Annotated in this window: 21 protein-coding genes; 18 read left to right on the top strand and 3 right to left on the bottom strand. The window is 71.7% G+C overall.

Features of this window, described 5'->3' with window-relative positions; all coding sequences use genetic code 11:
• The first annotated feature begins 77 nt into the window (after positions 1-77).
• The 7 genes from infB to ACFHWY_RS04560 all read left to right on the top strand — a co-directional run bounded on the left by infB (position 78) and on the right by ACFHWY_RS04560 (position 7,731).
• Positions 78-3,053, top strand: coding sequence for a translation initiation factor IF-2 (gene infB / locus ACFHWY_RS04590; RefSeq protein WP_416578817.1), 2,976 nt, complete (start codon positions 78-80; stop codon positions 3,051-3,053).
• A 91-nt stretch (positions 3,054-3,144) separates the two neighbouring features.
• Positions 3,145-3,438 (top strand): DUF503 domain-containing protein, encoded by a 294-nt coding sequence (locus tag ACFHWY_RS04585; protein WP_416578816.1) that lies wholly within the window; start codon positions 3,145-3,147, stop codon positions 3,436-3,438.
• Positions 3,439-3,581: 143 nt separating this feature from the next.
• Positions 3,582-4,076, top strand: a complete 495-nt coding sequence (gene rbfA, locus ACFHWY_RS04580; RefSeq protein WP_416578815.1) for a 30S ribosome-binding factor RbfA — start codon at positions 3,582-3,584, stop codon at positions 4,074-4,076.
• Positions 4,077-4,096: 20 nt separating this feature from the next.
• On the top strand, positions 4,097-5,161 hold the full coding sequence (locus ACFHWY_RS04575; protein WP_416579019.1) for a DHH family phosphoesterase: 1,065 nt from the start codon (positions 4,097-4,099) through the stop codon (positions 5,159-5,161).
• Between the two features lie 63 nt (positions 5,162-5,224).
• The gene (locus ACFHWY_RS04570) at positions 5,225-5,632 is read left to right on the top strand and encodes a hypothetical protein (RefSeq protein ID WP_416578814.1); all 408 of its coding nucleotides are present in this window, start codon (positions 5,225-5,227) and stop codon (positions 5,630-5,632) included.
• Positions 5,632-5,841 (top strand): DUF6186 family protein, encoded by a 210-nt coding sequence (locus ACFHWY_RS04565; protein WP_416579018.1) that lies wholly within the window; start codon positions 5,632-5,634, stop codon positions 5,839-5,841. The genes ACFHWY_RS04570 and ACFHWY_RS04565 overlap by 1 nt, the downstream gene beginning before the upstream one ends.
• 537 nt (positions 5,842-6,378) lie before the next feature.
• Positions 6,379-7,731, top strand: coding sequence for an MATE family efflux transporter (locus ACFHWY_RS04560; RefSeq protein WP_416578813.1), 1,353 nt, complete (start codon positions 6,379-6,381; stop codon positions 7,729-7,731).
• Here the strand turns inward: ACFHWY_RS04560 and ACFHWY_RS04555 are convergent, their stop codons facing one another.
• Positions 7,732-8,052, bottom strand: coding sequence for a hypothetical protein (locus tag ACFHWY_RS04555; RefSeq protein ID WP_416578812.1), 321 nt, complete (start codon positions 8,050-8,052; stop codon positions 7,732-7,734).
• 142 nt (positions 8,053-8,194) lie between these two features.
• Between ACFHWY_RS04555 and truB the strand changes: the two genes are divergently transcribed.
• The 6 genes from truB to dapB all read left to right on the top strand — a co-directional run bounded on the left by truB (position 8,195) and on the right by dapB (position 15,477).
• Positions 8,195-9,079: a tRNA pseudouridine(55) synthase TruB gene (truB, locus tag ACFHWY_RS04550; protein WP_416578811.1), complete on the top strand. Its 885-nt coding sequence runs from the start codon at positions 8,195-8,197 to the stop codon at positions 9,077-9,079.
• Between the two features lie 78 nt (positions 9,080-9,157).
• The gene (locus ACFHWY_RS04545; protein ID WP_416578810.1) at positions 9,158-10,087 is read left to right on the top strand and encodes a bifunctional riboflavin kinase/FAD synthetase; all 930 of its coding nucleotides are present in this window, start codon (positions 9,158-9,160) and stop codon (positions 10,085-10,087) included.
• A 174-nt stretch (positions 10,088-10,261) separates the two neighbouring features.
• Positions 10,262-10,531: a 30S ribosomal protein S15 gene (gene rpsO, locus ACFHWY_RS04540; protein WP_416578809.1), complete on the top strand. Its 270-nt coding sequence runs from the start codon at positions 10,262-10,264 to the stop codon at positions 10,529-10,531.
• A 223-nt stretch (positions 10,532-10,754) separates the two neighbouring features.
• Positions 10,755-13,133, top strand: coding sequence for a polyribonucleotide nucleotidyltransferase (locus ACFHWY_RS04535; RefSeq protein WP_416578808.1), 2,379 nt, complete (start codon positions 10,755-10,757; stop codon positions 13,131-13,133).
• Between the two features lie 100 nt (positions 13,134-13,233).
• A complete protein-coding gene (locus tag ACFHWY_RS04530; protein WP_416578807.1) occupies positions 13,234-14,589 on the top strand; it encodes a M16 family metallopeptidase in 1,356 nt (451 codons plus the stop codon).
• Between the two features lie 114 nt (positions 14,590-14,703).
• Positions 14,704-15,477 carry a 4-hydroxy-tetrahydrodipicolinate reductase gene (gene dapB / locus ACFHWY_RS04525; RefSeq protein WP_416578806.1) on the top strand — a complete coding sequence of 258 codons (774 nt, stop codon included), beginning with the start codon at positions 14,704-14,706 and terminating at the stop codon, positions 15,475-15,477.
• A gap of 12 nt (positions 15,478-15,489) precedes the next feature.
• Here dapB and ACFHWY_RS04520 read toward each other — a convergent pair whose 3' ends face one another.
• The gene (locus ACFHWY_RS04520) at positions 15,490-16,071 is read right to left on the bottom strand and encodes a GNAT family N-acetyltransferase (RefSeq protein WP_416578805.1); all 582 of its coding nucleotides are present in this window, start codon (positions 16,069-16,071) and stop codon (positions 15,490-15,492) included.
• 35 nt (positions 16,072-16,106) lie between these two features.
• Here ACFHWY_RS04520 and ACFHWY_RS04515 point away from each other — a divergent pair, with 35 nt between their 5' ends.
• Positions 16,107-17,387 (top strand): glycosyltransferase family 87 protein, encoded by a 1,281-nt coding sequence (locus ACFHWY_RS04515; protein WP_416579017.1) that lies wholly within the window; start codon positions 16,107-16,109, stop codon positions 17,385-17,387.
• Here the strand turns inward: ACFHWY_RS04515 and ACFHWY_RS04510 are convergent.
• Positions 17,286-17,837: a GNAT family N-acetyltransferase gene (locus ACFHWY_RS04510; RefSeq protein WP_416578804.1), complete on the bottom strand. Its 552-nt coding sequence runs from the start codon at positions 17,835-17,837 to the stop codon at positions 17,286-17,288. The genes ACFHWY_RS04515 and ACFHWY_RS04510 overlap by 102 nt on opposite strands.
• A gap of 78 nt (positions 17,838-17,915) precedes the next feature.
• On the opposite strand from ACFHWY_RS04510, the gene ACFHWY_RS04505 reads away from it, so the two are divergent.
• The 4 genes from ACFHWY_RS04505 to dapA are packed head-to-tail and all read left to right on the top strand — an operon-like array spanning position 17,916 to position 21,510.
• Complete coding sequence (locus ACFHWY_RS04505) at positions 17,916-19,145, top strand: winged helix-turn-helix domain-containing protein (RefSeq protein ID WP_416578803.1); 1,230 nt, start codon at positions 17,916-17,918, stop codon at positions 19,143-19,145.
• Positions 19,142-19,738 carry a DUF2752 domain-containing protein gene (locus ACFHWY_RS04500; protein ID WP_416578802.1) on the top strand — a complete coding sequence of 199 codons (597 nt, stop codon included), beginning with the start codon at positions 19,142-19,144 and terminating at the stop codon, positions 19,736-19,738. The genes ACFHWY_RS04505 and ACFHWY_RS04500 overlap by 4 nt, the downstream gene beginning before the upstream one ends.
• A 55-nt stretch (positions 19,739-19,793) precedes the next feature.
• Complete coding sequence (thyX, locus tag ACFHWY_RS04495; RefSeq protein WP_416579016.1) at positions 19,794-20,537, top strand: FAD-dependent thymidylate synthase; 744 nt, start codon at positions 19,794-19,796, stop codon at positions 20,535-20,537.
• 46 nt (positions 20,538-20,583) lie between these two features.
• A complete protein-coding gene (dapA, locus tag ACFHWY_RS04490; RefSeq protein WP_416578801.1) occupies positions 20,584-21,510 on the top strand; it encodes a 4-hydroxy-tetrahydrodipicolinate synthase in 927 nt (308 codons plus the stop codon).
• The last annotated feature ends 7 nt before the right edge of the window (positions 21,511-21,517 follow it).

The raw sequence follows: 21,517 nt of genomic DNA, 5'->3' as shown, positions 1-21,517 counted from the left end.
CAGAAATGACCAGGCTTCAAGTGCAGGAGTGAGGTCGCTGCGGGTGCTGCCCGCACGACCTCGGAGTGAGGAGTGCAGTGGCAGGTAAGGCCCGCGTACACGAGCTTGCAAAAGAGCTCGGGGTCGAAAGTAAGACCGTTCTCGCCAAGCTGAAAGAAATGGGCGAGTTCGTCAAGTCCGCGTCGAGCACCGTCGAGGCGCCTGTCGCCCGGCGGCTGCGTACCGCGTTCGTCGCCTCGGGCGGCCCTGGTGCTCCGACGGCTGCGCCGTCGGCCGCACCGGCTCCGACGGCGGCCCCGACCCCGTCGCCGACCTCCAGCGAGCCCCGGATCACCGCCAAGCCGATGCCGCCACGGCGTCCGACGGCGCCTGGGCCGAAGCCGAAGGGCCCAGTGCCCGGTCCGCCGCCGCCGGCGGCCCCGGTCGCCAAGCCGGCGAGTGCTCACGACATCGAGGTGGCCGCCGCCGAGGCGCGTGCCGCCGCGCTGAAGGCTGAACAGGAGGCCGCGGTCAAGGCCGCGCAGGCCGCCCGCCAGCAGCAGCGAGAGAACGTCCGCCGGGAGCCGCCGGCCGACGATGGCAACCGGCCGGGTCCCCGACCCGGTCCCGGCGCCATGCCGCCCCGCCCGGGTTCTCCGGCCGCGGGTCGGCCCGGTGGGCCCAACCCGGGTCCGGGTGGCCGGCAGGGCCGTCCGCCGGCGCGCGGCGCCGGTAACAACCCCTTCGGCATTCAGGGCAGCCAGCGGCCGCCAGCCGCCGGTGCCGGTGGTTCGCGGCCGAGCCCGGCGTCCATGCCGCCGCGGCCGAGCCCGGCATCGATGCCGCCGCGGCCGAGCCCGGCATCGATGCCGAGCCAGCGTCCCGGTCGTCCTGGCGGGCAGGGAGGAGCCGGCCGCCCTGGTGGTGGTGGCGGTGGCGGTGCTGGCCGTCCGGGTGGTGGCGGTGGCGGTGGTTACCGTGGCGGTCCTGGTGGCGGTGGCGGTGGTTACCGTGGCGGTCCTGGTGGCGGCGGTGGCGGTGGTTACCGTGGCGGTCCTGGTGGTGGCGCGGGCGGCGGATTCCGTCCGGGTGCACCGTCCGGTGGTGGCGGTCGCCCCGGTGGCGGTGGCCGTGGCCGTGGCGGTGGTGCCGCGGGTGCCTTCGGGCGTCCCGGTGGCAAGCCGACCCGTGGCCGCAAGTCCAAGAAGCAGCGCAGACAGGAGTTCGACAACCTGTCGGCGCCCACCATGAGCTCGGGCGCTCCCCGGGGTCAGGGTCAGGTGGTCCGGCTCTCCCGTGGCGCCTCGCTGTCGGACTTCGCCGACAAGATCAACGCTAACCCGGGTTCGCTGGTCCAGGAGATGTTCAACCTGGGCGAGATGGTCACCGCGACCCAGTCGTGCTCCGACGACACCCTGCTGTTGCTGGGTGAGCACCTCGGCTTCAACGTGCAGATCGTCAGCCCCGAGGACGAGGATCGTGAGCTGCTCGCGCAGTTCAACATCGACCTCGACGCCGCGGTGGCGGAGGAGCGCCTGGTCAGCCGGGCACCGGTGGTGACCGTCATGGGTCACGTCGACCACGGTAAGACCAAACTGCTCGACGCGATCCGCAAGGCGAACGTTGTGGCCGGCGAGGCCGGAGGCATCACCCAGCACATCGGTGCCTACCAGGTCCACGTCCCACACGAGGGCGAGGACCGTGCGGTGACCTTCATCGACACCCCGGGCCACGAGGCGTTCACCGCCATGCGTGCCCGTGGTGCCCAGGTGACGGACATCGTGATCCTGGTGGTCGCGGCCGACGACGGCGTGATGCCGCAGACGATCGAGGCGTTGAACCACGCCAAGGCGGCTGAGGTGCCGATCGTGGTCGCGGTCAACAAGATCGACAGGCCGGAGGCCAACCCGGACAAGGTCCGCCAGCAGTTGACCGAGTACGGCCTGGTCGCCGAGGAGTACGGCGGCGAGACCATGTTCGTCAACGTGGCCGCCAAACCCGGCATCGGCATCGAGGAACTGCTCGAAGCGGTGCTGCTGACCGCCGACGCGTCGCTGCAGTTGACCGCTCCGGTCGACGGGCCGGCGCAGGGTGTGGCCATTGAGGCACACCTTGACAAGGGCCGCGGTGCGGTGGCGACGGTGTTGGTGCAGAAGGGCACTCTGCGGGCGGGCGACTCGATCGTCGCCGGTGGGGCCCACGGACGGGTTCGCGCGATGCTCGACGAGAACGGCAACCAGCTCGCCGAGGCAGGGCCGGCGCGTCCGGTCATGGTCCTCGGCCTGACCGCGGTGCCGGGCGCGGGCGACACCTTCCTCGCTGCTGCGGATGACCGCACGGTGCGGCAGATCGCCGAGCAGCGCCAGGCGCGGCGGCGGGCGGCGGCATTCGCCAACTCCCGTGGCCGGGCCACCCTTGAGACGCTCATGGAGCAGCTCAAGGAGGGCGAGAAGACGTCGCTCAATCTCATCCTCAAGGGTGACGTCTCCGGTTCGGTGGAGGCCCTGGAGGACGCGCTGTTCAACCTCGACATTCCCGAGGAGGTTCAGCTCAAGGTCCTCGACCGGGGTGTCGGTGCGATCACCGAGAGTAACGTCATGCTGGCGAGCGCCTCGTCCGAGCCGGTCACGATCATCGGCTTCAACGTGCGGGCCTCCAACAAGGTCCGCGAGATGGCCGACCGCGAGGGCGTGGAGATCCGGTACTACACCGTGATCTACCAGGCCATCGAGGAGATCGAAGCAGCGCTCAAGGGCCTGCTCAAGCCGGAGTTCGAGGAGGTCGAGCTGGGCACCGCGGAGATCCGCGACGTGTTCCGCTCGTCCAAGATCGGCAACATCTCCGGCTGCATCGTCCGGTCGGGTGTCATCCGGCGTAACGCGAAGGCGCGCCTGCTGCGCGATGGGGCGGTCGTGGCGGACAACCTCACGATCAGCTCGCTCAAGCGGTTCAAGGACGACGCGACGGAGGTACGGGAGGGCTTCGAGTGCGGTCTGACTCTGGGCGGTTACAACAACGTCCAGGCCGGCGACGTGATCGAGACCTTCGAGATGCGGGAGAAGGTTCGCGCCTGATCCTGCGGTGACGCACTGATCAAGGGGTTTACGCCGATCGGCGTAAACCCCTTGATCATGTGAGGCGGGGTACGGGTAGTGTCCGCAGACGATGTATACGGAGACCGCAGTATTCGATCTGCTGCTGCCGGGCGACTCCCGGTCGCTGAAGGCCAAGAGGTCGTACGTACGGCCGATCGTCGCCGCGCTGCGCCGCTTCGACGTGTCGGCCGCCGAGGTGGGCGCCCTCGACCTGCACGGGCGGGCGGAGATAGGGGTAGCGGTCGTGGCCGCCGAGGCGGCGCACGCCCGCGAGGTGCTCGATTCCTGCGAGCGTCTGGTGGCCGCTCGGCCGGAGGTCGAGCTGCTGTCGGTGCGTCGCCGGCTGCACGGCGGCGACGACTGAGGCCGTCGGCGCCGCCCCTGCTGCCCCGCGCGGCAGCGAGGGCGGCGCAGGTAGGGTTCGGGGTGTTGGGGTCGGTGCGGGCTCCGGTGACGCTGACGTCACCGGCCCCGGGTCGGCGGCGGGACGCCGTGGAGGTAGCGGAAATGACGGATCAGGCCAAGGTGCGCCGGCACGCGGAGCGGGTGCGTGAACTGGTCGCGTCGGTGGTGCGAAGCCAGATCAAGGACCCGCGGCTCGGCATGATCACCATTACCGATGCCCGGATCACGGCCGACCTGCGCGACGCCACGGTCTTCTACACCGTGCTCGGTGACGCGGCGGCCCAGGCGGGCACCGCCGCCGCGCTGGACAGCGCCAGGGGCATGCTGCGCAGCACCGTCGGCAAGGCGCTCGGGCTGCGGCACTCGCCGACCCTGACCTTCGTTATGGACGACGTGCAGGACCAGGTCAAGCACATCGACGACCTGCTGGCCGCGGCCCGCAACGCCGACGCCGAGGTGCAGCGCCTCGCGGCCAGGGCCGAGTACGCCGGTGAGCCGCAGCCGTACCGCCTCGACGAGGACGAGGACGGCGATGGCACCGCCGTCGCCGATCCGGCCGAGGAGGCGGGCGACGCCCGGGGCGGTGACCGGCGGTGACCGCCGCCGCGGCGAGCGCGCTGACAGCCCAGGTCGACGCGGCCAAACCCTCGCCGGCCGGGCCGACCGAGGTCGACTGGGTCGCCGCGGTGGCCGCCGTACGGCAGTTGCCGGCCGAAGGTCGGGTGCTGCTGATCTGCCACGTCAACCCCGACGGCGACGCGCTGGGGAGCATGCTCGGCTTCGGGCTCGGGCTGCGGCGGCTGGGCGTACACGAGGTGCAGGCGACCTTTCCCGGCCCGCCGGAGGTACCCGAACCGCTGGGCGGGCTGCCCGGGCTGGATTTGCTAGTGCCGGCGGCCGAGGCTCACCCGGAGCCGGACCTGGTCGTGTGCTTCGACGCGGCGAGCGACTCACGACTAGGTGAGTTGGCCGACCGGCTGACCGGACCGGGCACCGCGCTGGTGCTCGACCACCACGCCTCCAACACCGGCTTCGGTGATGTGAACTTGGTCGACCCGGAGGCGGCGGCGACGTCAGTCGTCGCCGAGCAGTTGCTGGAGCGGCTCGGTGTACCTCTGGATCCCAACATCGCCGAGTGCCTGTACGTGGCGCTGAGCACCGACACGGGCTCGTTCCGGTTCGACGCGACCACCCCCGCGGTGCACGAGATGGCGGCCCGCCTGCTGGCGACCGGGATTAGCCCGGGCGACATCTCCCGGCGGGTGTTCGACAGTCGACCGTTCGGTGCGGTGCGGCTCTTCGGCGAGGTGCTCGGCAGGGCCCGGCTGGAGCCGGAGGCAGCCGCCGGGCAGGGCCTGGTCTGGACGTACGCGACCCTGGAGGACCTGGACCGGCACGATCAGCGGCCGTATGTGCTGGAGGCGCTGATCGACCCGGTGCGCTGCACCGCCGAGGCCGACGTGAGCTGCGTGGTCAAGCAGACCGGCCCGGACGTGTGGGCGGTCTCGCTGCGCAGCAAGGGCGCGACGGACGTGAGCCGGGTGGCGGTCGCGCTGGGCGGCGGTGGTCATCGGCTCGCCGCCGGTTTCACCGGTCGCGGCACTGTGGACGAGGTGGTGGAGCAGATTCGGGCCGAGTTGGCCGTGGCCGCGCCGGAGGGCGGTATCGACCCGCAGGGGTAGTTTCAGGGCAGGCTCCGGGGAGTCGACCTTTCAGCACCTGGACAGGGTGGAGAGAATCGGATTATGGAGCAGCCCCACGATCTCACCGTCGAGACCCCTCGCACCTGGGAACGTCCGGTCGTCTGCGTACCGGTGCTCGTCGCGCTCTCGCTGGTCGGTGGCCGCTTCGCGTCCTTTTCGACGGAGGCCAACCTCTACATCTTCGGCACCGGCGGGGTGCTCATCTGGCTGGGGCTCACCAGGCGGGTGCAGGGCGCTCCGGCACCGCAACGGCTCGGTTCGGGCGCCGTCTGGTGGACGCTGCCGGTACTGGTCTTCGGGATCTTCGAAGGTGTCACCTTTTTCGCGGCGGCCGGTGACGACTTTCCCACCTTCTCGCTGCTGGCCGATCCGTTGCTGGACGATCGTCTGGTCCGTTCCGCGGCCTGGTTGGTGTGGCTGTCGGCGTTCTGGGGACTGGTGCGGCGATGATGCGGGCCCTGGCCATCGGTGGGTTCCTGGTCGGTTTGGCGCTGTTCGCGCTGGTCGAGTGGCTGGCCCGGCGAGAGGGCTCCCGGATCCCGACGCTCGGCGAGGTTTGTGCGTACGTCATGCGGTATGAGGTGGGTCCGGTACCGGTGGGCCGGATCGGGCTGTTCGGTTTCTGGTGGTGGATCGGCTGGCACTTCCTGGCCCGGTGACGGTGATCGATCGGTCCAAATCGCGGGAACAGCGCGCACCATGTGGACCTGAACGATAGCTTGGGAAACGGTCGGCGCCGCTTTCGGCGCAGGTCAAGGGGCGCAGCCATACCCGGCGTCGCCTCCTTCCAGGGTCGACCGACCCGGGCCGCCACGCCGCCCATCCGCCGCTCCGGTGACCCCGGAGACCGGTCCGGGCGCTTGTCGTAACACCGCCCGTGATGCGCCGCCACGTCCGGCGGCACGCCCTGGAAGGGGTCACCGATGCCCGCCAAGCCCAAGCCCGAGACCACCGACGAGGCCCGGGAGCAGGCCCGCCGCGCCCTGCAGACCTCCATGGACACCCGTCAGTGACGGTACCCGAACGGCGGTGACGCCCGAGCCGTCCCGGGTGCCCGGCGTCACCGCCCCCGTCGGTCTGAAGATGCGTACCGCAGGCCCGGGTCCGCAGCCCGCACCTCCGGCGGTGGCCGCTCCGGCTGGTAAGTAGCCGACAAGCTTGCTCCCCTTACGTATCGCGTGCCACCATCAGCACCGATGAACCGCTCCGCCCTGGCCGCCGACCGGGTCGCGTCGCCGCGCCGGATCGCCGCGCTCGCGCTGCCGGCCCTCGTGGTCCTCGCGGCCGAACCCCTCTACGTTCTCGTCGACACCGCGGTCGTCGGCCACCTGGGCCGGGTGCCGCTGGCCGCCGTGGCGGTCGGCGGGACGGTGATGACCCTCACCGCCTGGCTGGGCACGGTGGTCGCGTACGGCACCACCGGCCGGGCGGCCCGCCGGTACGGAGCCGGCGATCGCGCCGCCGCGGTGGCCGAGGGCGTCCAGTCGTCCTGGCTGGCCCTCGGCGTCGGGATCCTCGTCGTCATCGGCATGCAGTTCGGTGGCGGTGCCCTGACCGGTGCACTGGCCGGCGGCGGCGAGGTCGGCGCCGCCGCCGGCCAGTGGCTGCGGATCGCCGCCTTCGGCGCACCCGGCCTGCTGCTCGCCGCCGCCGGCAACGGCTGGTTGCGCGGCGTGCAGGACACCCGGAGGCCGTTGGTCTTCGTCGTCGGCCCCAACCTGCTGTCCGCGGTTCTCTGCCCGGTGCTGGTCTACCCAATGGGCATGGGGCTGATCGGCTCGGCGGTGGCGAACGCCATCGCGCAGACCCTCTCCGGCGTCCTCTTCGCCGCAGCGCTGGTGGCCGAGCGGGTGGCGCTTCGGCCGCGCCCCCGGGTCATCGGCCGGCAACTGGTGCTCAGCCGCGATCTGCTGATCCGGGGCGTGGCCTTCCAGGCCAGCTTCCTGTCCGCAACGGCGGTGGCCGCCCGGTTCGGCGCCGCCGCGGTCGGTGCCCACCAGGTCGCCGTGCAGCTCTGGTTCTTCGCGGCGCTGGTGCTCGACGCGCTGGCGATCGCCGCGCAGGCACTCGTCGGGGCGGCGCTCGGTGCAGGTGACGAGGCGGCGGCTCGTACGCTGGCGTGGCGGATCGGCCGGCTCGGTGCGATCTGCGGTACGGGGTTCGCCGTGCTCGCCGCGGTCGGCGCCGGCATCGTGCCGACCTGGTTCAGCTCCGATGCGGCGGTACACGAGCAGGCGCTGGTGGCGTGGCCGTGGTTCGCCGCGATGCTGCCGCTGGCCGGTGTGGTGTTCGCCCTCGACGGGGTACTGATCGGCGCGGGCGACATCCGTTACCTGCGCAACCTCACGGTGGCGGGCGCGCTGGGCGGGTTCCTCCCGGCGATCTGGCTCGCCCACGCCTTCGATCTCGGCCTCGGTGGCATCTGGGCCGGACTGATGCTGTTCATCGTGCTCCGCCTGGTCGGACTGCTGCTGCGGCTGCGTACCGGTGCCTGGGCGGTGACCGGTGCGGTCCGGCCCCAAACTCGGCCGGCTGAGGCCCGGGTGTGATCAGGCGAGGCCGTAGAGGGCGTGCGCCGACAGCACCAGAAGCAGGATCACCACGAACGAGAGGACCACGGCCATGATCTTCACGGCGTTCGGGTACCGCTCGGCGAGGCGCTCCCGCTGCTGCCAGATCCACCAGCGGCGCCGGATCCTTCCGGCCCCGGGCAGCGCCGCGACGGCATCGGCCAGCCGTACGCCCAGCGTGCGCCCTGGCGGCGGCGGGTCGCGCATCCAGTCGGGCAGGGCGCTCGGCTGCCCGGGTGTGCGCGGGCGCACCCGTTCGTCGGCCTGTCGTTTGCTGGCGGTGTCGCCGTCCGTGGTCATCTCGTTCTCCCCGTGACATCTGTGGCAAGGCATCGACGCCGATGTACCTTATCGTCGCAGGGTGGTGCCCCTGGGCGCATCCGTTTTCGGGCCTGGCGTCCGGTGCTCGGCCCGCCGGGCGGGTCTGGCAGGCTTGCACGTCGTGAGCACAGACGGTCTGATCGTGGTGGACAAGCCCGGCGGCATCACCTCGCACGACGCGGTGGCGCGGATCCGCCGGCTCGCCCGTACCCGGCGGGTCGGCCACGGGGGCACGCTCGACCCGATGGCCACCGGGGTGCTGGTGATCGGCGTGGGCCGGGCCACCCGCCTGCTCACGTACGTGATCGGCGCGGGCAAGAGCTACACCGCCACCATCCGACTGGGTCAGGCCACCGTCACCGACGACGCGGAGGGCGACGTGGTCGCCAGCACGCCCGCCGCGACGGTTGCCGACGAGGCGATCCGGGCCGTGTTGGAGGCGCTGACCGGGGAGATCGACCAGGTGCCCAGCGCGGTGAGTGCCATCAAAATCAACGGCCAGCGGGCGTACAAGCGGGTCCGCGAGGGTGCGCCGGTCGACCTGCCGGCCCGACGGGTCACCGTGTCCCGACTCGATGTGCTGGCGCTCCGGCGCGACCAGCCCGACGTCGTGGACATCGACGTCGACGTGGCCTGCTCCACCGGCACGTACATCCGGGCGATCGCCCGCGACGCCGGCCTGGCACTGGGTGTCGGCGGGCACCTGACCGCGCTGCGCCGGACCGCCGTGGGCGGCTTCACCCTGGCCGAGGCCGTCACCCTCGACGAGTTGGAGCGGCGCGCGCCCGAGGTGGTGGGCCTGCCGCTCGCCGGCGCGGCCGAACGCCTCTTCGCGCGCCGGGACGCCACCGCCGACGAGACGAAGGTGCTCTCCCACGGTGGTCCGCTCGACGCTGTCGGGCGCACCGGGCCGTACGCGGTCTTCGATCCGGCGGGCGGGTTGGTCGCTATCGTCAGCGAGCGGGCCGGTCGGGCTCGCGCGGAGGTCGTGCTGGCCCCGGCGTGACAGCCGGAGGCACGGGCGGGTGAGCGTCGACCGGCGAGCGCCGCGAGGCGCCGGGGCGGAAAACAGCGGAGGAGCAGCATGCAGCGGTGGCGGGGGTACGACGCGGCACCCGGTGGCTGGGGGCGGTCCGTCGTCACCATCGGTGTCTTCGACGGCGTGCACAAGGGGCACCAGGCGGCCATCGGGCACGCCGTTTCCCGGGCCCGCGACCTCGGCGTGCGGTCGGTGGTGCTCACCTTCGATCCCCATCCGGCCGAGGTGGTCCGGCCAGGTTCCCATCCCGCGGTGCTGACCGAGCCGGCCCGCAAGGCGGAGCTGGTCGAGACGCTCGGCGTCGACGTGCTCTGCGTGGTGCCGTTCACGCCCGAGTTCTCCCGGATCACGCCCGAGGCGTTCGTACACGACGTGCTGGTCGAGCACCTGCACGCCGCGCTGGTGGTGGTGGGCGACAACTTCCGGTTCGGCCGCCGGGCGGCCGGTGACGTGGCGTTGCTGGAGCGGCTCGGCCGCACGTTCGGCTTCGCCGTCGAGGGTGCACCGCTGGTGGCCGAGTCCGGGACGGTGTTCTCCTCGACGTACATCCGATCCTGCGTCGACGCGGGCGACGTGGCCGCGGCGGCTGCCGCGCTGGGCCGTCCGCACCGCTTGGAGGGTGTGGTCGTCCGGGGCGACCAGCGTGGCCGGGAGCTCGGCTTTCCCACCGCCAACCTGCTCTGCCACCGGTACGCCGCAGTGCCCGCCGACGGCATCTACGCCGCCCGGATGATCCGTCGCGGACAGCGGGAGCCCCTTGCCGCCGCCGTCTCGATCGGCACCAACCCGACCTTCTCCGGCCGGGAGCGCCGGGTCGAGGCGTACGCCCTGGACTTCGACGGTGACCTGTACGGCGAGCGGCTCGCCCTGGACTTCGTGGCGCACCTGCGTGGGCAGGTGCGATTCGACTCGATCGAGCCGTTGATCGCCCAGATCGGCCAGGACGTCGAGCGGACTCGCCGGGCGCTGGGCTGACGGCCTCGTCCGGACGATCCGGACGAGCTGCTGGTAGGCTGGCTGGGACGTCGGCTGACCGACGTGGGGCCTCGCCTGCCTGCTCGACGCCGCGGGTGCGAGGACCGGCCATCGCCGGTGCCCTAGCCCGGCCCGATGGACAGCATTGATCCAACCCACTGAAACAGGGAGAACATGGCGCTCGATCAGCAGGCCAAGGCCAAGATCCGCGAAGAGTACGCGACCGTCGAGGGCGACACCGGTTCGCCCGAGGTGCAGGTCGCGGTCCTCACCAAGCGGATCGCGGACCTCACCGAGCACCTGAAGGCGCACAAGCACGACCACCACAGCCGCCGTGGGCTGCTGCTGCTGGTCGGCCGTCGCCGTCGGCTGCTCAACTACGTCCAAAAAGAGGACATCAACCGCTACCGGTCGCTCATCGAGCGGCTCGGCCTGCGTCGGTGACGTGACGGGGGAGTGGCCCACCAGGCCACTCCCCCGTTGGCGTCCCACCTGAGAAACGGGCCGCGACAACCAGGACAGGGGGAGCCGTCGGCGTACCGGTCTCCGGTAGTGGCCCCCGGGCACCCCGGCATCTCGCCGGCGGTCCCGGGCGCTTCGATCGAAGACCGGCCGTCCGTACAGCTTCCGCGTCGTAGCCCCCGATGCGAAGGAGCATTGCCACACCATGACCGAGACCAAACTCGGCACCGAAGCCCGTACCGCCGTGATCGACAACGGGTCGTTCGGCACCCGTGAGATCACCTTCTCCACCGGCCGGCTGGCCATGCAGGCCGCCGGCTCCGTCATCGCCCAGCTCGGCGAGACGGTCGTGCTCTCCGCCACCACCGCGAGCCGGCAGCCAAAGGAGTTTCTCGACTTCTTCCCGCTGACCGTCGACGTCGAGGAGCGGATGTACGCAGCCGGTCGGATTCCCGGCTCGTTCTTCCGTCGCGAGGGCCGGCCCAGCGAGGACGCCATCCTCACCTGCCGGCTCACCGACCGGCCGCTGCGTCCGTCGTTCGCCAAGGGCCTGCGCAACGAGGTCCAGATCGTGGCGACGATCCTCGCGTTGGATCCGGCGCACCCGTACGACGTGATCGCGATCAACGCCGCATCCATGTCCACCAAGCTCTCCGGCCTGCCGTTCTCCGGCCCGATCGGGGCTACCCGCGTCGCGCATGTCGACGGGCAGTGGGTCGCCTTCCCGACGCTGGAGGAGCTGGCCCGGGCCACCTTCGACATGGTCGTGGCCGGTCGGGCGCTACCCGACGGCGATGTCGCGATCATGATGGTCGAGGCCGAGGCGACGCCGAACGCGGTGACCCTGATCGCCGGTGGCGCGACCGCGCCGACGGAGGAGATCGTGGCCAGCGGCCTGGAGGCCGCGAAGCCCTCGATCCGCGAGCTGTGCCGGGCGCAGAGCGAGCTGGCCGAGGTCGCCGCCAAGCCGGCCACCGAATTCCCGGTGTTCCTGGACTACCAGGACGACGTCTACGAGGCGGTGACCGACCTGGCCCGCGCCGAGGTCGCCGCCGCGCTCCAGATCGCCGGCAAGGCGGATCGCGAGGAGGCCCTCGACCGGGTCAAGACCAGGGTCGCCGAGGATCTCGGCGCCCGTTTCGAGGGCCGCGAGAAGGAACTATCCGCAGCCTTCCGGTCGCTGACCAAGTCCGAGGTCCGCGATCGGGTGCTCCGCGAGCAGGTTCGGATCGACGGCCGCGGCCCACGCGACATCCGGTCGCTGAACGCAGAGGTCGGTGTGCTGCCACGAGTGCACGGCTCGGCGCTGTTCGAGCGCGGCGAGACCCAGATCCTCGGCGTCACCACGCTCAACATGCTGCGCATGGAGCAGATGGTGGACACGCTCTCCCCGGAGAACCGCAAGCGCTACATGCACAACTACAACTTTCCGCCGTACTCCACCGGGGAGACCGGGCGGGTCGGCTCGCCGAAGCGGCGCGAGATCGGTCACGGGCTGCTCGCGGAGCGGGCGCTGATCCCGGTGCTGCCCTCGCGCGAGGAGTTCCCGTACGCCATCCGGCAGGTCTCCGAGGCGCTCGGCTCGAACGGCTCCACCTCGATGGGCTCGGTCTGCGCCTCGACGCTGGGCCTGCTCTCCGCCGGTGTGCCGCTGAAGGCGCCGGTGGCCGGCATCGCCATGGGCCTCATCTCCGACGAGGTCGACGGCAAGACCCAGTACGTGACGCTGACCGACATCCTCGGCGCCGAGGACGCGTTCGGCGACATGGACTTCAAGGTCGCCGGGACCCGTGACTTCGTCACCGCCCTGCAACTCGACACCAAGCTCGACGGCATCCCGTCCGACGTGCTGGCTGCCGCGCTCCAGCAGGCCCACGAGGCCCGGCAGACCATCCTCGACGTGATGCAGCGGGCGATCGAGACGCCGGCTGAGATGTCCGACTACGCGCCACGGGTCACCACCGTGAAGATCCCGGTCGACAAGATCGGCATGGTGATCGGGCCGAAGGGTCAGACCATCAACGCCATCCAGGACGAGACCGGCGCCGACATCTCCATCGAGGACGACGGCACCATCTACGTCGGTGCCACCAACGGCCCGTCGGCGCAGGCGGCGGTCGAGCGGATCAACGCGATCGCGAACCCGACCCTGCCCAAGGTCGGTGACCGGTTCCTCGGCACCGTGGTCAAGACCGCGCCGTTCGGCGCGTTCGTCTCGCTGCTGCCGGGCCGCGACGGCCTGCTGCACATCTCCAAGGTGGGCGACGGCAAGCGGGTCGAGAAGGTCGAGGACTTCCTCAACGTCGGCGACCGGGTCGAGGTGGAGATCGCCGACATCGACCAGCGCAGCAAGATCTACCTCGACAAGGTCCGTCCGGAGGGCGCCGAGGCGCCGGCCGCCGCCGAGGCGTCCGGGGAGCGGCCCGCCGGCCGGGACCGCGGTGACCGCGGTCCGCGTGACCGGGGTGACCGTGGTGGTGAGCGCGGCAGCCGTGGTCCCGACCGCGGCGAGGGCGGCGAGAGCGGCGAGGGTGACGGCGGCGACGGCGACACCCGTCCGCGGCGTCGCACCCGGCACAGCTGATCCTGATCATCCGACTGTTCCGCAGACCGGCCGGGGCGACGCCGTCGCCCCGGCCGGTCTGTCACACCGGACCCGCACTCCCCGTCGAAAGCAGGCTGTCGTGAGCAACGCCACCGGGACTTTCCGCTCCGCCGGCGGTTCGACCCGGGCGGTGACCAGAACCCTGAGCGACGATCCGCTGGGCGGCACGGTGCGCCGTACGGTGCTGCCCAGCGGGCTGCGCGTGCTGACCGAGGCGATCCCGACGATGCGCAGCGTCTCGTTCGGCATCTGGGTGGCGGTCGGCTCCCGGGACGAGACGAACCCGCAGGCCGGCGCCGCCCACTTCCTGGAACACCTGCTGTTCAAGGGCACCCACAAGCGTGGCGCACTGGAGATCTCGTCGGCGATCGAGGCGGTCGGCGGGGAGACCAACGCCTTCACCACCAAGGAATACACCTGCTACTACGCGCGGGTGCTCGACGAGGACCTACCCCTGGCCATTGACGTCATGTGCGACCTGGTCGCCGACTCGTTGCTGGAACCGGCCGACGTGGAGACCGAGCGCAGCGTGATCCTTGAGGAGATCGCGATGCACGACGACGAGCCCGGCGACGAGGTGCACGACCTCTTCGCCCGGGCCGTCTACGGTGACCACCCGTTGGGTCGGCTGATCTCCGGCACCGCCGCGACGGTCACCCCGATGAGCCGCCGGCAGATCCAGGGCTTCTACCGCCGCCGCTACGTCGCGCCGCAGATCGTCGTCGCCGCCGCCGGCAACCTCGACCACGCGGCCGTGGTGCGGCTGGTCCGTGAGGCGCTGCGCGGCACCCCGCTGGACAGCGACCCGGCTGCGCCCGCGCCGTACCGGCCGGCCACCCGGGCGGTACGCACCCGAGCGGCCACCACCGTGGTGGAGGTGAAGGAGACCGAGCAGGCGCACGTCGTGCTCGGCTGCCCGGGCATCGACCGGCTCGACGAACGTCGCTTCGCCCTCGGCGTACTGAACAACGTGCTCGGTGGCGGCATGTCCAGCCGGTTGTTCCAGGAGATCCGCGAGCGTCGCGGGCTGGCGTACTCCGTCTTCTCCTACGCCAGCCAGTACGCCGACAGCGGCCTGTTCGGCGTCTACGCCGGCTGCGCACCGAGTCGGGTCGACGAGGTGTTGGAGTTGACCCGCGCCGAGCTGTCCCGTACCGCCGCGCACGGCATCACCGAGGCGGAGCTGTCCCGGGGCAAGGGGATGAGCAAGGGGGCCTTCGTGCTCGGCCTGGAGGACACCGGATCGCGGATGAGCAGGCTGGCCAAGGGCGAACTGCTCTACGGCGACCTGATTCCCGTCGACGAGCTGCTCGACCGGGTCGACGCGGTGACCCTCGACGACGTCAACACCCTCGCCGCCGAGTTGCTGAACCTGCCGATGTCCCTCGCGGTGGTCGGCCCGTTCGCCGACCGCGACTTCACCGGCCGGCTCTAGATCGACACTGGTCCGCCGCAATGGCGGTGACCCGTGCCGACAGTTGCCGCCATCGCTGGGCAACTGGGTCGGTCACGCGGCACGAGGCTTTCCGATTGGGATAGGTTGTGCCGCGTGACTGAGCAGCAGGAGAAGGGCGCGACCGAGGCGATCCGGGTCGGCGTGCTGGGTGCCCGCGGCCGGATGGGCAGCGAGGTGTGCAACGCCGTCGACGCGGCCACCGACCTGGATCTGGTGGCGTCGGTCGACCAGAGCGACTGGTTGGGTGACGTCTCGGACGCCGGTGCGGAGGTGGTCGTCGACTTCACCACGCCGGAGGTCGTCATGGACAACCTGCACTGGTGCATCGAGCAGGGCATCCACGCGGTGGTCGGCACCACCGGCTTCACCGAGCAGCGGCTGGAGCGGGTACGCGGTTGGCTTGCCGACAGGCCCGGTGTGGGCGTGGTGATCGCCCCGAACTTCGGTCTCGGCGCCGTACTGATGATGCAGTTCGCCACGCGCGCGGCCCGTCACTTCGAGTCGGTCGAGATCGTCGAGCAGCACCATCCGCGCAAACTCGACGCGCCCAGCGGCACCGCCGCCCACACCGCCCGCCTGATCGCGGCGGCCCGCGCCGAGGCCGGGCTGGGCCCGGTGCCGGACGCCACCTCCACAGAGGTCGCCGGTGCCCGCGGCGCCGACATCGACGGGGTACGCGTGCACGCCGTCCGGGCCACCGGGCTGGTCGCCCACCAGGAGGTGCTCTTCGGCGCCACCGGCGAGACGCTGACCATCCGGCACGACTCGTACGACCGGGTCTCGTTCATGCCCGGCGTGTTGTTGGCGGTCCGGGCGGTGCGCGCCCGGCCGGGCCTGACCCTCGGCCTAGACGCCCTGCTGGACTGAGTGGGCCTGCGGTCAGGGGGCCTCGGCCGGCTCGGTGCGCACCGCCACGTGCAGGCGCAGCTGCGGCACCAGCATGTCGTCGACGTCCAGCGCGCGTCCCGCCCCGTCCGGCTCCCAGCCGGCGGTGCCGAGGAATTTCCGGGACGCCGGGTCCCCCTCGAACACCCAGGCCACCGCCCGGTCGAAGCCGGATTCCCGCCACAGGTCGACGCTGGCGGCGAGCAGCCGGCTGCCGTGCCCGCGCCGGCCCCAACGCGGCTCCACCAGCAGGTCGGTAACCGCGACCACGTCGGCACCGAGCCCGTCGGCGGGCTCGTTCGGGGCCAGCGCCTCGGCGTCGGCCGGGCCGGAGGCGGCGAACCCCACCAGATACGATTGCTCGGCCTGTTCGACGGCGACCAGCACCCGGTGGGTGTCGCCGGGCGGCTGGCGTACCGAGGCGTCCCAGCGCTGCGCGAGCGACGCCTCGTCGAGGCCGTCCAGCACGTGCCGGGGCAGCAGCCGTCGGTAGGCGACCCGCCAGGTGGCTAGCTGGATGCGGGCGATCTCGGCGGCGTCCTCGGGACGCGCCGGGCGGACGTACCCGAGACTCATGGCACGACAGCCTACGCAGGGTGAGGGAGGCGACGTTGGCGCAGGGTGCCAGGCGGACGGTCGGGCAGGTCGTGCTCGTGCTCGTGCTCGCCGTGGCGGTCGCCGCCTTCCTGTCGGTTGCGGCGGTCCGGCACGGCTTCTTCGACCTACAGGTCTACCGGGGTGCGCTGGTCTGGTGGGTGCACGACGGCGGGGAGATCTACGACTACCTCAAGCCCGGCACCCAGTACGGCTTCACCTACCCGCCGTTCGCCGCGCTGGTGATGCTGCCGATGGCGTATCTGTCCTGGCACGCGGCGATCGTGCTGAGCGTGGCCGCGGGCGTGGTGACCAGCGCGGTGCTCATCTGGTGGCTGCTGGACCCGGTGTCGCGCCGGGCCGGCTGGACCCGCTGGTTCGCCTTCGCGGTGGCCCTCTGCCTCGCCGCCGCCTTCGAGCCGATGCGCGAGACCATCAACTTCGGCCAGGTCAACACGCTGCTGCTGTTTCTCGTGGCGGTGGACCTGCTCCGGCTGCTGCCGGGTGGCAGCCGTTGGGCCGGCATCGGCATCGGCCTGGCCACCGCGATCAAACTCACACCGGGCATCTTCGTCGTCTACCTGCTGGTCACCGGACGATGGCGGGCGGCGGTCACCGCTACGGGCGTCGCGACGGGCGCGACGGTGCTAGCCGCCGCGCTCTTCCCGGACGCCTCACGGGAGTTCTGGACCACCGCGCTGTGGAACACCGGCCGGGTCGGCGAACTGGCCTTCGTCTCCAACCAGTCGCTGCGTGGCATGGTGGCCCGGCTCGACCCGCAGAGCCCGAGCACGGTGGCCTGGCTGCTACTGGTCGTCGCGACGCTGGCGGTGTGGGTGTGGCGCTCCCGGGCCGCCGCGGGCGCCGGCGACGAGGCGACGGGCCTGGCGCTGACCGGCGCGGTGATGTGTCTGGTCAGTCCCGTCACCTGGGTGCACCACCTGGTCTGGCTGCTGCCGGGGGTGTTGCTGCTGGTGGACAACGGCATGGCCGCGCCGCCCGGTAGCCGCCGACGTCGCGCCCTGCTGACCGTCGCGACAGTCGGGTACGCCTTCCTGATCAGCCGGATCGTCTGGGCGTGGGAGAAGGACTTCACCGGCGTGGACGGCTTCCTGTTCAGCAACACCTATGTCTGGATCAGCCTGGCGCTGCTGGCTTTCCTGCCGGTGCGCGGTGCGGCGTCGCCCGCTCCGGGTTCAGCCGTCGAGCCGGCCGGTGTAGCGCAGCTCGACCAGCCCGATCGGGGGACGTCCGCCGGACAGTGGCAGCGGATAGGTCGACCGCTCGCCGTCCGGTGACAGTCCGGCCCGCTGGTAGAACCGGCGGGCCCGGGCGTTGTCCGCCAGCACCCAGAGCCGGTACTCGGTCCAGCCGCGCGCCCGCAGACCCGACCGGGCCGCCGCGAACAGGGCCCGCGCGGTCCCGTCGCCCCAGTGGGCGGGCGCGACGTAGATCGCCACCACCTCGCCGCAGGCCTGGTCGAGGTCGCCCCGGTCCTGGTTGTTGCGGTACGGGCCGTACGTGGTGAACCCGGCAGGCAGACCGTCCACCTCGGCGAGCAGGGTGGTGAACGGATGTTCCGGATCGGCGGTGCCGAGGGCGCGACGGCGTTGTGCCCAGGCGACCGGGTTGAGCCGGTCCAACACCTCGTCCGGCATTATCCTGGCGTAGCCGGCCTGCCAGCCGCTGACATGGATCCGGGCGATCGCTTCGGCGTCGTCGGGCTCCTCGCGGCGGATGGTGGGCATGCAAGTAGTTCTAGGCTGTGACGGGCCGTAGGTCCAGCGTCCGCACCGATGTCGGACGCCTGACGTAGCCTCCCTGCGATGCTCGCACCGGAATCGCTCTCGCTCGCCCAGGCCCGGCGGATCGCGCTGGCCGCACAGGGCTTCGCCGACCCGGCGCCCACCGGGGCTGCCACCCGCCGGCACCTGCGCCGGGTGCTCGACCGGATCGGGTTGATCCAGATGGATTCGGTCAACGTGCTGCAACGGGCGCACTACCTGCCGCTCTACAGCCGGCTCGGCCCTTATCCGACCACGCTGCTCGACTCGGCGGCCTACCGACGCCCCCGGGAGCTGTTCGAATACTGGGGTCACGAGGCGTCGCTGGTCCCGGTCGGCCTGCATCCGGCGCTGCGCTGGCGGATGGCGCGGGCGCAGGCCGAGGCATGGGGTGGGATGCGTCGCATCGCCGCCGAACAGCCCGCCCTGGTCGCCTGGGTACGCGACGAGGTAGCGGCCCGGGGACCGCTGACGGTCGCCGAGATCGAGCACGACGCGCCCCGCGAGACCGGCAACTGGGGGTGGAACTGGTCTGCGGTCAAGCAGGCGCTGGAATACCTCTTCTGGGCCGGCGAGGTGTGTGCGGCCCAGCGCACCACCTCGTTCGCCCGCCGCTACGACCTTCCCGAGCGGGTGCTGCCGGCCGAGGTGCTCGACGCTCCCACCCCGAGCGACGCGCAGGCGTACCGCACGCTGGTTGGCATCGCGGCACGGTCGCTCGGCGTGGCCGCCGAGCCGGAGCTGCGTGACTACTTTCGGCTGCCGGTGGCCGGCACCCGGCAGGCCGTCGCCGACCTTGTGGAGGCCGGTGAGCTGCGGCCCGTCGCCGTGCAGGGCTGGCGGCAACCGGCCTGGGTGCACGCCGAGGCCCTGTTGCCCCGCTGGGTGCGCGGCAACACACTGGTCAGCCCGTTCGATCCACTGGTCTGGGAGCGTGCTCGCACTGAGCGGTTGTTCGACTTCAGCTACCGCATCGAGATCTACGTCCCGGCGCCACAGCGGGTGTACGGCTACTACGTGTTGCCGTTCCGCCAGGACGAGCGTTTCACTGCCCGGGTCGACCTGAAGGCGGACCGCAGGGCCGGGGTGCTGCGGGTACCGGCCGCCTGGGTGGAGCCGGTCGCCCACCCGGGGGAGACCGCCGCGGCGCTCGCCGCGGAGCTGTACCGGCTGGCCGGCTGGCTCGGCCTGGACGCGGTGGCACCACCGGTCGCCGGCGACCTCGCCGCCCCGCTGGCCGCCGCGTTGCTGGGCGTGGCCGGTGTACGGTGAGCGGCGTGACGAGCGCTGACCGAGCCGCCGCCGAGCCGCCGCCCGCCAGCGAGTCGGCCGCGCCGCGGTGGCCGGTCGGGGGCGCGCCGCCCGAGACGCCCGCCAACTGGCCGGTGGGTTATCCCGCCGGCTACCCGGTGGCCGAGTCCGACCGGCTCACCCGGTTCGTGGCGCGGCTCTACGACCGCACTCCACGCTGGGTGGCTCCGTTGGCCGCGGTCGGCTGTGTCGCCGCCGGCATCGGCTACACGCTACTCAGTGACCCCACCCGCTCCGCACCGGACGCCCTGCCCACCTGTCTGCTCAAGCTGACGACCGGGCTGGACTGTCCGGGCTGCGGCGGCACCCGTGCCCTCTGGTACGTGCTCAACGCCGACCTGCCGGCCGCGGCCCGACACCACTTCCTCTTCGTCTTCGCGTTGCCCTTCCTGGCGTACCTCTTCGTCGCCTGGGCCGGCAAGCAGGCGTTCGGGTGGCGGCTGCCCGAGCTGCGGATCGGCCCGAAGCTGATCAGCGGGTTCCTGGCCGCCTGGCTGGCGTTCTCGGTGGTACGAAACCTGCCCTGGCCCCCCTTAACCGCCTTCTACGTCTAACCACCCGCCATCGGGGCGGCGCAGCCGCCCTACTACAGTCGCAGGAATGCCGGAGATGGTGCAGCCGCAGGTCAAGCTCGTCGCGTGGACCCACTTCGACCCGCCGCAGGACGTGCCGTGGTCGACTGACGCCGACGGGGGGCAGGCGCTCGCCGAGTTCGCCGGGCGGGCCTGCTACCAGAGCTGGAAGAAGCCCAACCCGGCCACCGCCACCAACGCCGGCTACCTGGCGCACATCCTGGAGGTCGGCCACCTCTCGGTGCTGGAGCACGGCTCGGTGAGCTTCTACTTCACCGGGGTGTCCCGGTCGTTCACCCACGAACTGATCCGGCATCGGCACTTCTCGTACTCGCAGCTGTCCCAGCGGTACGTGCCGGAGCGCGACGCGGCGATGGTCGAGCCGTCGGTGATCGCCGATGACCCGGAGCTGCACAAGCGGTTCGTCGAAGCGGCCGAGACCAGTGTGCGGGCGTACAACGACCTGCTGGAGGGGCTGGAACAGCGCTTCGCCGACGTGGCGAACCCAACGCTGCGGCGCAAGCAGGCCCGGCAGGCCGCCCGAGCGGTGTTGCCGAACGCCACCGAGACCCGAATCGTGGTCACCGGCAACTACCGGGCCTGGCGGCACTTCATCGGGATGCGCGCCACCGAACACGCCGACGTGGAGATCCGCGAGCTGGCAGTGGAGTGCCTGCGGCAGTTGCAGCGGGTCGCGCCGAACGTCTTCGCCGATTTCACCATCGTGACCCTGCCGGACGGCAGCGAGGTCGCACACAGCCCGCACGCCCAGGGGTCGTAACCCCTTCCCCGGTGGCCGGCTGCCGGCCGTCCGATAGGTTGTCACCATGACGCACGACCACCTTGACGCCCCGATCCGGGCGGCCTCCCGCCCGTTCGGCCGGGTGCTCACGGCCATGGTGACCCCGTTCGCCGTCGACGGCGCGCTCGACGTGGACGGGGCGGCCCGGCTCGCGGATCATCTGGTCAGCCAGCAGGGCAACGACGCGCTGGTGGTCAACGGCACGACCGGCGAGTCGCCGACCACCACCGACGCGGAGAAGGAACGCCTGATCCGGGCGGTCGTGGAGGCCGTCGGCGGTCGGGCCCGGGTGGTGGCCGGGATCGGCACCAACGACACCCGGCACACGATCGAGCTGGCCGCGTCGGCGGAGAAGGCCGGCGCCCACGGGCTGCTGGTGGTCACGCCCTACTACAACAAGCCGCCACAGGCTGGGTTGCTGCGTCACTTCACGGCGGTGGCGGACGCGACCGGGCTGCCGGTGATGCTCTACGACATCCCGCACCGGTCCGGCGTGCCGATCGCCACGGAGACGCTGGTCCGGCTCGCCGAGCACGGTCGGATCGTCGCGGTGAAGGACGCCAAGGGCGACCTGACCGCGACCAGTTGGGTGACCAGCCGGACCGATCTGGCGTACTACAGCGGCGAGGACGTGCTCACCCTGCCCGCGCTGGCCGTCGGGTGCGTGGGCGTGGTGGGGACCTCCACCCACTTCACCGGCGTCGAGACCAAGCGGATGATCGAGGCGTTCGACGCGGGAGACACGGCGACCGCGCTGGCGGGGCACCGCCGGCTGCTGCCACTGTTCACCGGCATCTTCCGCACCCAGGGCACCATCCTGGTCAAGGCGGGCCTGGTCGCCCAGGGCCTGCCGGCCGGTCCGGTCCGGCCTCCGCTGGTGGAGGCCACCGCCGCCGAGGTCGCCCAGCTGCGTGCCGACTGCGCGGCGGCGGGCCTACCCCTACCCGAATGATCAAAGA

It is taken from the genome of Micromonospora sp. LOL_024, from assembly GCF_048060415.1.
Lineage (GTDB): Bacteria > Actinomycetota > Actinomycetes > Mycobacteriales > Micromonosporaceae > Micromonospora.
The sequence above is the reverse complement of the archived record's forward strand: the minus strand, read 5'-3'. Positions and strand labels throughout refer to the sequence as shown.

What these genes read in the sequence shown, in the direction of transcription:
- ACFHWY_RS04585 (WP_416578816.1), top strand. Translation starts at nt 3,145, where the DNA reads ATGTATACGGAGACCGCAGTATTCGATCTGCTGCTGCCGGGCGACTCC.
- rbfA (WP_416578815.1), top strand. Translation starts at nt 3,582, where the DNA reads ATGACGGATCAGGCCAAGGTGCGCCGGCACGCGGAGCGGGTGCGTGAA.
- ACFHWY_RS04570 (WP_416578814.1), top strand. Translation starts at nt 5,225, where the DNA reads ATGGAGCAGCCCCACGATCTCACCGTCGAGACCCCTCGCACCTGGGAA.
- ACFHWY_RS04565 (WP_416579018.1), top strand. Translation starts at nt 5,632, where the DNA reads ATGCGGGCCCTGGCCATCGGTGGGTTCCTGGTCGGTTTGGCGCTGTTC.
- ACFHWY_RS04560 (WP_416578813.1), top strand. Translation starts at nt 6,379, where the DNA reads ATGAACCGCTCCGCCCTGGCCGCCGACCGGGTCGCGTCGCCGCGCCGG.
- ACFHWY_RS04555 (WP_416578812.1), bottom strand. Translation starts at nt 8,052, where the DNA reads ATGACCACGGACGGCGACACCGCCAGCAAACGACAGGCCGACGAACGG.
- ACFHWY_RS04545 (WP_416578810.1), top strand. Translation starts at nt 9,158, where the DNA reads ATGCAGCGGTGGCGGGGGTACGACGCGGCACCCGGTGGCTGGGGGCGG.
- rpsO (WP_416578809.1), top strand. Translation starts at nt 10,262, where the DNA reads ATGGCGCTCGATCAGCAGGCCAAGGCCAAGATCCGCGAAGAGTACGCG.
- ACFHWY_RS04535 (WP_416578808.1), top strand. Translation starts at nt 10,755, where the DNA reads ATGACCGAGACCAAACTCGGCACCGAAGCCCGTACCGCCGTGATCGAC.
- ACFHWY_RS04520 (WP_416578805.1), bottom strand. Translation starts at nt 16,071, where the DNA reads ATGAGTCTCGGGTACGTCCGCCCGGCGCGTCCCGAGGACGCCGCCGAG.
- ACFHWY_RS04510 (WP_416578804.1), bottom strand. Translation starts at nt 17,837, where the DNA reads ATGCCCACCATCCGCCGCGAGGAGCCCGACGACGCCGAAGCGATCGCC.
- ACFHWY_RS04505 (WP_416578803.1), top strand. Translation starts at nt 17,916, where the DNA reads ATGCTCGCACCGGAATCGCTCTCGCTCGCCCAGGCCCGGCGGATCGCG.
- thyX (WP_416579016.1), top strand. Translation starts at nt 19,794, where the DNA reads ATGGTGCAGCCGCAGGTCAAGCTCGTCGCGTGGACCCACTTCGACCCG.
- dapA (WP_416578801.1), top strand. Translation starts at nt 20,584, where the DNA reads ATGACGCACGACCACCTTGACGCCCCGATCCGGGCGGCCTCCCGCCCG.